3 protein-coding genes are annotated in these 11,681 nt (G+C 65.6%); all 3 read left to right on the forward strand.

Annotation, left to right across the window (positions count from 1 at the left end):
• A partial coding sequence (locus BLX41_RS17645; RefSeq protein WP_259744985.1) for a DUF637 domain-containing protein occupies window positions 1-10,279 on the forward strand: 10,279 nt, incomplete at its 5' end.
• A gap of 89 nt (window positions 10,280-10,368) precedes the next feature.
• Complete coding sequence (locus BLX41_RS17650; RefSeq protein WP_259744986.1) at window positions 10,369-10,755, forward strand: hypothetical protein; 387 nt, start codon at window positions 10,369-10,371, stop codon at window positions 10,753-10,755.
• An 89-nt stretch (window positions 10,756-10,844) separates the two neighbouring features.
• On the forward strand, window positions 10,845-11,681 hold an 837-nt coding region (locus BLX41_RS17655), incomplete at its 3' end, for a LysR substrate-binding domain-containing protein (RefSeq protein ID WP_259744987.1).

Raw genomic sequence — 11,681 nt, forward strand, 5'->3', positions numbered from 1 at the left:
CACCGAGGCCGGCGTCGGGGTGAAACTCGACGGCAAGCTGATCGCCAGTGGCGGTGATATCCAGCTCGATGCCAACGGCCAGTTGCGCATGGCCCAAGCCACTGCCGAGAAGGGCGCGGTGGCGATCAAGGCCGGCAGCCTCGATGCCCAGGGCGCGGTCTACGCCGGCAGCGAGCTCAAGGTGCAGACCAAGGGTGACCTGAGCAGCCAGAAAACCCTCGCCGCCCGGGACCGCATCACCCTCGACAGCGGTGGCCAGTTGACCAACCAGGGCATCATCGAAGCCGGGGTCAATGTCGACAACAGCCGCAACCCCGACGCGGACATCACCCTTACCGCCCAGAATCTGGACAACCGCGGCAAGAGCATTGTCGCCAGCCGCGATCTGACGATCACTAGCGCCCAGACCCTGGACAACCGGGGCGGCACCTTGAGCGGGCAACGTCAGGTGACGCTCGGTGCCGGCACCCTGGATAACCAGAATCAGGGCCGGGTGCTCAGTAGCGATGCGTTGGTGCTGCAAGCCGGGCAACTGCTGAACCACAACGCCTTGATCACCAGTGATGGCGAGCTCAAGGCCAATGTCGGCCACCTGGGCAATCGCCACGGTGAGCTGACCAGCCTGACCCAGGTCACCCTGCAAGTGACCTCGCTGGACAACGTCGCCGGGCTGGTGATGGCGGGCGACACCCTGGACATCAGCGCCAGCGGGAAGATCAGCAACCAGGGCGGGGCCCTGGGGGCGGAGCAACTGCTGAAGGTGCGCGCGGGGGGCCTGGACAACAGCAAGGCCGGTAATCTGCGCAGTGAGGGGCGCCTCAGTGCCGAGGTCGCCGGGCGTCTCGACAATCAGGACAAGGGACTGATCCAGGCCACCGGAGTCGTTGAGGTACAGGCCGAGCATCTGGATAACCGCAAGGGCAGGATTTCCGCCGGCGACACCTTGCAGGTCAGTGGCGAGACGGCGGACAACCGCAGCGGGGTGATGCGGGCGGACCAGGCCCTGAACCTGCTGAGCAGCGAGCTGGACAACCGTGACAAGGGCCGCCTGGAAAGCCAGGCCGCGGTGACTGTAGAAGGTCGCCGGCTGGACAACAGCGGCGGCCTGCTCAGCGCCACCTCCGGCCTGGAGCTCAAGACCCGGGAAGTGCTCAACAACGGCGGCCGTATCGCCAGCAAGGGCGACCTGCAGGCCCGGGTCGACAGCCTGCGCCAGCAGGGCGGCGAACTGGTGGCCGAGGGCGACCTGCACCTCACGGGCCAGCACCTGGACAACCGCGACAAAGGCCTGGTGGCGTCCCTCAAGACCCTGACCCTGGACGTCGCTGAAGTGGACAACCGTGGCGGTGCGCTGTCGGGCCGGGGCGAGCTGCAGATCAACGGCCAGGGGCTGAACAACAGCGACGGCGGCAAGGTCCTGGCCGATGATCGCCTGCTGCTCAAGGTGGCCCGGGTGATCAACCAGAACCAGGGGCTGCTGTTCAGCAAGCAGGGGCTGAATCTCAGCGGCAGTAGCCTGGACAACAGCGGCGGCCAGCTGGTGAGTCAGAAGCCCTTGCTGCTGACCCTGAGCGCAGCCCTGGACAACCAGCGTGGCCTGATCAGCGGCGAAGACCTGCTGACCCTCAAGGTGGGCAGCCTGGACAACCGCGGCGGCCACCTGACCGGCGCCCAGGCCTTGAGCATCGACAGCAGCGGGGCGCTGCTCAACCAGGCTGGCGCCATCGTCGCCGAGCAAGGCCTGGCCCTGGACAGCGCCAGCCTGAACAACAGTGGCAAGGGCGTGATCAGTGCCAAGGCTGACGCGCGTCTGAACACCGGGGACTTCGACAACAGCCAGGGCGGCAGCTTCACCAGCGCCGGGCAGTTGACCCTGACCACCGCCCAGTTGACCAACAATCAGGGTCGGATCGGTAGCGATCAGGCCCTCAACGCCAGCGTCAGTGGCCTGGAGCAGCAGGGCGGCGAGCTGTTCAGCAACGCTGACCTGACCCTGGACCTCAACCACGGACAGTTGAACAACCAGGGCGGCAACCTGCACACCCCCGGGCAACTGCTGTTGCACAACCTCGACCGGGTGGACAACCGCGGTGGCGAGATCTCCGGGGCCAAGGCCTTCAGTTTGAACGCTCGGCAGTTGGACAACAGTGGCGGCAAGGTCCTGAGCAACCAGGCGCTGACCCTGCGCATCGAACAGGCCCTGGTCAACGTCAAGGGCCTGATGGCGGCGGCGGCACTGGACAGCCGCAGCACCCGTCTGGACAACCGCGAGGGCGAGCTGCACAGCCGTGGCGACCTGCAGTTGCAGGTCACCGAGGCGGCCGACAACCAGGGTGGAGTGATCCTGGCCGACACCCAACTGACTCTCAAGGCCGGCACCCTGGATAACCGCCAGGACGGCCTGCTGGGGGCGACCCGGCAGCTTGACCTGAACATCGGGCAACTGGACAACCGTGGCGGCGAACTGTCCAGCCAGCAGATCGGCCTGGTCGGCGAGCGCCTGGACAACAGTGATGCCGGGCGGGTACTGGCCAGCGGCGACCTGACGCTGACCGTGGCCCAGGTGATCAACCGGAGCCTGGGGCTGATTAGCGCGGACCAGGGCCTGAGCCTCAAAGGCACGAGCCTGGATAACCAGGACGGGCACTTGGTGGGGCTGCAGCGCCTGGACCTGGCGCTTGCCGGCGACCTCGACAACCATCAAGGCCGCATCAGCAGCGAAGGCAGCCTGGGCATCCAGGTGCGCAATCTCGGCAACCGCCAGGGCAGTCTGTCCAGCGCTGGCGCCCTGCAGATCAGCGCCCGGGAGGCCCTGGACAACCGGGGCGGCAAGCTGCTGAGCGACGCCGCGTTGACCCTGTCCAGCGCTCGCCTGGACAACCAGCAGCAGGGCGTTATCAGCAGCAAGGCCAAGCTGGCACTGGAGACGGGCGAACTGGACAACAGCCAGGGCGGCAACCTCAACAGCGGTGATGAACTGAACCTGACCGCGACCCAGGTCAACAACGACCAGGGCAGCATCGGCAGCGCCAAGGCCTTGCAGGCCTCGGTCAGTGGCCTGCAGCAGCAAGGCGGCAAGCTGTTCAGCAAGACCGCCCTGAGCCTGGACCTCAATCACGGCACGCTGAACAACCAGGGCGGCTTCATCAACGCCCCCGGTCCACTGGTGCTGAGCAACCTGGGCACGGTGAACAACCGCCAGGGTGAAATCTCCAGTGAGCAGGCCTTCGAACTGGCGGCGCAAAGCCTGGACAACAGCGCCGGACAACTGCTCAGCCATCAGGCGCTGACCCTGCGTATCGACAGCGCGCTGACCGCACTCAAGGGCAAGATTGCCGCTGCCGGCCTGCAGATCGATGCCGGCAGCCTGGACAACAGTGGCTCGCTGCTCAGCGACCACGACCTGGGCTTGAGGGTCGCCGGCCCGCTGCAGAACCAGGGCTTGATCCAGTCCGCCGGGGGCTTGCAGCTCAGCGCCAAGGGCCTGGACAACCGGGGCGGCAAACTGTTGGGTGGCACGGGGCTGAGCATCGACCTGGGACCCCAGACCTCGGACCTGGACAACCGCCAGGGCCTGATCAACACCCAGGGCGTGCTGAGCATCGCCCACCTGCGGGACCTGCAGAACCGCGAAGGTGAAATTTCCAGCGCCCAGGGGTTCAACCTGGCCGGGCGCAATCTGGACAACAGCGCCGGCACGCTGATCAGCAACCAGCGGTTAGGGGTCGAGGCTGCGCAGCTGACCAACCAGCAGGGGCTGGTCTCCGGCTGGCAGGGGCTCAACCTCAGCGGTGGCAGCCTGGACAACCGCCAGCAAGGCACCCTGTCGAGCCTGCTGGGGGATCTGCACATCGACCTCAGCGGCGCCTTGCTCAACAGTGCGCAGGGCGGGCTGGCCAGCCAGGGTCGGCTGACCCTCAAGGCCGCCAGCCTGGACAACAGCGACAAGGGCATCGTCACCAGCAAGGGCGAGCAGCAACTGATCCTTGGCAGTGGCGGTTTGAACAACGCCCGGGGCGGGCTGATTGAAAGCAGCGCCAGCCTCGACATCGGCGCCGGCGACCTGGACAACCAGGGCGGCCGCCTCAGCGCTGCGGGCGCCCTGAACTTCACCGGCAATAGCCTGAACAACCAGGGTGGCAACCTGCGCAGCGAGGGCGCGGTGACCCTCGACCTGCTGGGCGCCCTGGTCAATGCCCAGGGCCAGTTGGCCGCCAGTGGTCCGCTGCTGCTCAAGCGTTCGAGCCGCATCGACAACCAGGGCGGGCAGTTGATCAGCCAGAACCTGATGACCCTGTTCAGCAACCGCCTGGACAACAGTAACCGCGGCACCCTGGCCGCCAACGGTGCGCTGCAGATCAACGCCAGTGGCGAGGTGCACAACCAGAACGACGGCCTGATCTACAGCCGCGACGCCGGCCTGAACCTTAGCGCCGCCAGCCTGAACAACGCCAAGGGCGCGATCCAGAGTGCCAAGGTCCAGACCCTGGCGCTGACCGGGGGCCTCGACAACCAGGGCGGCAAGCTGATTGCCGAGGACGGTGACCTGAATATCCAGGGCTCCAGCCTGGACAACCGCGAGGGTGTGCTGTCGAGCCTCAAGGGGCTGTTCCAGGCCCGGGTGTCGGGCGTGCTGAACAACCACGGCGGCCAGGCCGAGGCCCAGCGCCTGGACCTGCAAGCCCTGGGCGGTTTCGACAATGGCGCCGGGCGCATGGCGGCCAAGGGTGGCGACCTGCTGCTCAACGCCGGCAGCGCCGGAGTGGATAACAACCAGGGTGGCCTGTACGCCAGCGGGCGGGTCATGGCCAGCGGCAACTCGCTGAACAACAGCGCCGGGCAGATCAACGGCCAGCACATAGGCCTGGATTTCAAGGGGCCTGTGAGCAACCGTGGCGGCCTGATCGAAAGCCGCGAGAGCCTGGCCCTGCGAGGCGCCAGCTTCGACAACCAGGGTGGCAGGCTGCGGGCCCTGGCGGCCGGAGGCAAGACCGAGCTGCAAATCGGCGGCCAGTTCGACAACCGCAACGGCCTGCTGGAAACCGCCAACACCGACCTGACCCTGGCAACGTCGGGTTTCCTCAACCAGGGCGGCAGCGTGCTGCACCTGGGAGAAGGCGACTTCGATATCGCCACCGGCAATGTGATCAATGCCGGTGGCAGCCTGGTCACCCGTGGCGGCCTGACCCTCACTGCCGACAGCTGGACCAACAGCAGCGTGATCCAGGCCGGGCGCCTGAACCTCAACGTCAACCAGTTCGCCCAGACCGCCAGCGGCCAGTTACTGGCCAGCCGGCACTTGCAGGCCCGGGGCGGCGACTGGAGCAACGATGGGTTGCTGGCCAGCGATGGCAGCCTCGACCTGCAGCTCGGCGGCACCTATTCCGGCAATGGCCGGGTGTCCAGCCTGGGCGGCATGACCTTCGGTGCTGCCCAGGTCAACCTGGGCAGTGCCGGCAGCATCGCCGGTGGTGGCGATACCCAGGTCAACATCGGCGGGCAACTGAACAACGCCGGGCGCCTGACTTCCAACGCCACACTCACGGTGAATGCCGGCGGCGTGCTCAACACCGGCACCCTGGGCGGCGCCCAGGACCTGAGCCTGACCACCCCGACCCTGGTCAACGACCATGGATTTGTCTTCAGCGGCCAGAACGCCAGCCTCAACGTCAACACCCTGACCAACAGCTACGGCGAGTTCTACAGCCTGGGCGGCCTGACCGTGGCCGGCATGGCGGCCGGCACCTCGGCCCAAAGCCTGAGAAACATCTCGGGCAGCATCCAGAGTGGCGGCGATATCAATATCGCTGCACTGGATCTGGTCAACGACCGGGAAAAATACGAAGCCAGCCAGCAGATCACCGATGGCCGCATGACCATCCGCTGCGTCCAGCACTGCGGCGGTGGCGCCAGTTGGGTCCGGGGGCCGGTGTTTATCTACCGGACGGTGGAAGGCGTGGTGACCAGCGACTCGCCGCAGTCGACCCTGAACGCGGGGGGCAACCTGACCGTCAACAGCACCAGCTTCCTCAACCGCTACAGCACCGTGTCGGCAGGCAATGACCTGAGCATCACCAGCGGCACCATCACCAACCAGGCCTCCCTGGTGGCGTCCGGTTCTTCCGGCTATGAAGTCGGCGCCGGGGTCAAGATCAATCGTGGGCTGTTCTTCCAGCTGGCCCGTGACGTGCAGGCCTATGAGCGGGCGCACCCCCAGGGCAGTGCCTTCAACCAGGAGGACTTCGCCGCCCTGGTGGCCAAGTTCAACCCGGGGATCTTCTATGGCATCGACCGGCCGGTAGAGACCTCGACCCTGAGCTCTTCGGCGGCGCCGGCCATCATCCAGGCCGGCGGCAAGGCCCGGCTCACGGCGGCCAACGACATCAGCAGCATCAGCGTGATCAAGAGCGCCATTGCCGTGGGCGATCGCGCCCGGGACACCGGCGTCGGGGCGGCGAGCAAGCCACTGATGGTGGTGCTCAACTCCCAACTGCCGCCGGACCTGGCGCAGCAGCAGGTCAATCCCCTGAGCCTGCCGAACTTCAGCCTGCCGTCGGGGCAGAACGGGCTGTTCCGCCTGAGTGGCCAGGGAGGCACAGCGCAACCTGCGGCCCCGGCGCAAAGCTGGAACATGGGCGGCGCCAGCCTGGAGCTGACCTCGCGTCAGGCCGGGCCGGAGCCCATCCACCCTCGTGACCTGAGCGGTCAACCGCTGCCGCAGGTAGCCCTGGGCGCCCGTGAGCTGAACCTGCTGGATCACCAGGCGACCGGCGTCGATGGCCGCACCGCAGCGGTCCAGGTCAGCGCGACCGCGGCGGACTCGCCGCTGGGCGTGCTGTCGCCGGTGGGCGGCACCGGCAACCAGAGCGTCAGCCGGGTCCAGGGCCTGCCGGACAGTAGCGTGCGCAGCAATCCCCACAAGTACCTGATCGAAACCAACCCGTTGCTCACCGACCTCAAGCAGTTCATGAGCTCCGATTATCTGCTGTCGAACCTGGGGTATGACCCGGACCAGAGTGCCAAGCGCCTGGGTGACGGTTTCTATGAGCAGCGGCTGATCCAGCAGGCGGTGACGGCACGCACCGGCCAGCGTTTCCTCGATGGCCAGAACAGCGACGAGGGCATGTTCAAGTACCTGATGAACAACGCCATCGCCAGCAAGGATTCGCTCAACCTGGCGGTGGGCGTGACCCTGACCTCCCAGCAGGTGGCGGCCCTGACCCACGACATCGTCTGGCTCGAAGAGCAGGAGGTGAACGGCGAGAAGGTGCTGGTGCCGGTGCTGTACCTGGCCAACGCCAACAATCGTCTGGCGGCCAACGGCGCGCTGGTCCAGGGCCGGGACGTGACCCTGATCGCCGGCAAGGACCTGGTCAACTCCGGGACCTTGCGCGCCACCGAGAACCTCAGCGCGACAGCGGGCACCGACCTGATCAACGGCGGCCTGATCGAGGCCGGCAATCGCCTCAACCTGCTGGCCGGGGACAACGTGGTCAACCAGTCCGGCGGCATCATTGCCGGGCGTGACGTGACCGTCCGCGCCCTGGCGGGGGATGTGATCAACGAGCGCAGCGTCACCACGTTCCAGAGCAACCCCGGTTCCACCACCCAGCGCCAGGACTACGTCAACAACGCGGCGCGGATCGAGGCGCGCAACGACCTGAACCTGGGGGCCGGGCGTGATATCAACAACGTCGGCGGCGTGTTGAGCAGCGGGGGCGACACCACCCTGATCGCCGCTCGTGACGTCAATCTGGTATCGGCCCAGGAGCACGACAAGCTCACCCGCGACCGTTACCTCAGCGAGAGCATCACCCAGCACGGCTCCAGCGTCAGCGTTGGGCGGGATCTGGCAGTCAGCGCCGGACGCGACCTGACGGCAGTCGCCAGCCAGATCGAGGCCAAGCGGACCATCGCCATGGATGCCGTGGGGGACATGACCCTGGCCTCGGCGGCGGACGAGCAGCACAGCTACTCCAAGACCAAGAAAGTCACTCGCCAGGAAGACCATGTCAGCCAGGTCGGCACCTCGCTGACCGCCGGCGCCGAAGTGGTCCTCAGCGCCGGCAAGGACCTGAGCCTGATCTCCAGCCGTATCAGCGCCGGCAACGAAGCCTACCTGGTGGCCGGTGACAACCTGGAACTGCTGGCGGCCCAGGACAGCGACTACTCGCTGTACGACATGAAGAAGAAGGGCAGTTGGGGCCGCAAGAAGACCCGGCGTGACGAGGTGACCCAGGTCACCAACATCGGCAGCGAGATCACCACCGGCGGCGACCTGACCCTCAAGAGCGGCGGCGACCAGAAGTACCAGGTGGCCAAGCTGGAGAGTGCCAAGGACCTGACCCTGGACAGTGGCGGCGCGATCACCTTCGAGGGGGTCAAGGACCTGCACGACGAAAGCCACACCAAGAGCAACAACAATGCCTTCTGGAATTCCTCCAAAGGCCGCGGCAACACCGATGAAACCCTGCGCCAGAGCAGCCTGGTGGCCGGCGGCAGCCTGACCATCAAGGCTGTGGAAGGCTTGAAGATCGACATCAAGCACATCGACCAGAAAAGCGTCAGCCAGGCCATCGACGCCATGGTCCAGGCCGACCCGCAACTGGCCTGGCTGAAACAGGCCGAGGCCCGGGGCGATGTGGACTGGCGCCAGGTCAAGGAGATTCACGAGTCCTTCAAGTACAACAACTCGGGCCTGGGCCCGGCATCGCAGTTGATCATCGCCATCGCCCTGGCGGCGGTGATGGGGCCGATGATGGCCGGGATGAACACCATGCTCCAGGCAGTGGCGGTGAACGTCGCCACCAAGGCCACGGTCAGCACCATCGACAACCGTGGCAACCTGGGCAAGGTCCTCAAGGACGTGACCTCCAAGGAGAGCATCAAGGGCTACACAGTGGCCGCAGCCACCGCCGGAGTGGCCCAGGGGTTGAACTACAACCCGAGCGCCATGGGCCTGGATGCCAAGAGCCTGCAGACCGTGGCGGTCAAGGTCACGGCCGATGCCTTGATCAAGACCGCAGTCTATGGCGGCAGCTTCAAGGACAACCTGGCGGCTTCGGCAGCCGGAACTGCGGCCAGCATCGGCGGGGCGTATGGCGCCGGCAAGATCGGCGACCAGGGCCTGACCGAGGGCGGCCTGGCGAAAATCGCCCTGCATGCCGGGCTTGGCGGCCTGCTGTCTGAAGCCATGGGCGGTGATTTCCGCACCGGCGCCATCGCCGGTGGTGCCAACGAGTTGCTGGTGGGAGTGCTGGGGGACAAGCTGCTGCCGGACAACCTGATCCCCGGTTCGCCGGAGTACATCCAGGCCCAGGCCAACCTGATGGCCCTGTCGCAGATTGTCGGGGTTCTCGGGGCTGCCGCCGCCGGCGGTGACATGAGCATCGCCTCGACGGTGGCGGCCAATGGCACCCAGTACAACTACCTGACGCACCAGGCCTTCGATGAGTTGGGCAACTGCCTGTCGGGACGTACCTGCTCCACCGATGAGCAGAAAACGGCCGCTGTGACCAAGGCCGAGAAACTCAGCGAGTGGCTGGACTCGGAGATGCGCAGCATCTGCGACAAGGCGCCGACCGGCGACGGTTGCCGGGCGGCGGTCAACGCTTCGATCAAGTACGTGGCCATGAAGGATGCCTGGAAGATCATGAACAAGGACGTGACCCGTTCCTCGAAGAACACCTTCGACTACCTCTACAACACCGAAGGGGCGGCAACGCGCCTGGTGACCTACCTGAACACCATCGACAACCGGGCCAACTTCTTCGGCGCCAGCAATGTCTATGAGCAGCACCTGGGCATTGGCGCCAAGTGGTTTGGCGGGGCGGAGGAGGTGTCCAGGGCCTTTTTGACCGGGTTGGGTGCCGATGGCGATGGCAGCTATCTGCCTTCCTACATCACCTTCGCTGCTGGACGATTAGTGGCGCCGGTCTATGACTGGCGCAAGGCGGCCGGGGATGCGTTGATCACCGGAGGCTTCGATAATTTCAAGAATCTCTACAACAAGGCCACCACCGATCCGGTCGCCTGGGATATCAAGCAGTTGAAAGGCGAACAGACTATATTGCAGCCGGTTCATGAGAAGTACCTGGGGGGCCGTGATCTGTTTCAGACGATATCGGGCATTGCCACCAATACTTCAGGAAAAGCAGGGTACTTTATTGAGGAGACGCAGGGTGCTCCGGGTGGAATCAATATTCTGGACTACGCCTCCAGGGTCGAGTTTGGTTGCAAGCTGCTGGGTTATTCAAAAAGTCAGGGATGTGTTCCATGACTGAGGTGAAATACCCACGTCTGAAGGTGTTTGCAGTGTTTGTGCTGTGTCCCCTGGTACCGGGTTTTGTTGCCGGCCTGGTGAACTTCGTGTTGCTGCTTGCTCATCTGACCAGCAATCCGCGCTTGCTGGGCGAAGTCAGGGGAGGGGAGTTGTTGCTGATGCCCGTGTTGGCGCCGCTATTGACGCTGTTGGTGTTCTTCGTGCCTTTTCTCGGGCTTGCCCTGGGAGTGGCGCTGATAAAAGTCAGGAGGAGCGCGTTCAGTTGCAACGCTGTGTCGCTGATTGGCGGCAGCCTCGCCATGGCATGGGCCCTGCTGTTTATTCGCGAAGTGGTCAATTACGTTGCAACGGCCCGATATTCCGATTACCTGCTTGGCCTGTTGCTGGTCTTCCTGGCCGCAGCCATGACCTGCTGGCTGACGGCACGTTTGTTCCTGCCGCAGCGAGATCCTGCTCCCACCGTGCCCGAGTGATCCACGCAGCCCCCCGGTTGCCGTTGTTGACAGCCGGGGTCCACGCCGCGAATTATCCAGCTCCCGGATAACGTCAGTGGGCATTATTCATGAAGCTGAGTGTGCAACGCCTGGACCTCAACCTGCTGCGGGTGTTCGACGCCCTGATGCAGGAGCAGAACCTGTCCCGTGCCGCCGTGCGCCTGAACCTCAGCCAGCCGGCGGTGAGCAATGCCCTGGCGCGCCTGCGCCGGCACCTGGACGAGCCGCTGTTCCTGCGTACCGCCCGGGGCATGCAGCCCACTTCAAGGGCGCAAAGCCTGCATATCGCCGTGCGCCAGGCCCTGCATCTGTTGCAGCAGGGCCTGGACCCATCCGCGGCGTTCGATCCGGCGGCGGCCGACCCGTTGTTCACCCTGTCGATGAACGACTATGCCCAGGCGCGCCTGCTGCCGGCGCTGTCCCAGCGTTTGCAGCAGGTGGCGCCCAAGGTCCGGCTGGCGGTACGCAGCGACAGCGCCGACTCGCTGGCGGCCTGGCTCTGCGCCGGGATGCTCGACCTGGCGGTGGATTACCTGTACTTCGACAATCCGGACCTGTGCTACCAGCCATTGCTGGAGGAGCAACTGGTGGTGATCGGTCGCGCCGGCCATCCGGCCTTCACCCCGGAGCTGGACCTGGCCGCCTATCAGGACAGCCGGCATGTGGCGATTCCCGACCGCGGCGGGCGCGGTTCGCCGCTGGAGATCGTCCTGGGCTCGGCCAAGGTCCAGCGTCAGGTGCAGTTGTGGGTGCCCCATTACCTGAGCATTCCCATGATCGTGGCCCAGTCCGACCTGCTGGGGACGGTGCCACGGCATCTGGCGGAGCATTTTGCCGCGTTGCTGCCGATCCGCATTGCCCGCCTGCCGCTGCTGGCGGCGCCGGTGCAGGGCAGCCTGATCTGG

The sequence above is a fragment of the Pseudomonas protegens genome (assembly GCF_003732485.1).
Lineage (GTDB): Bacteria > Pseudomonadota > Gammaproteobacteria > Pseudomonadales > Pseudomonadaceae > Aquipseudomonas > Aquipseudomonas protegens_B.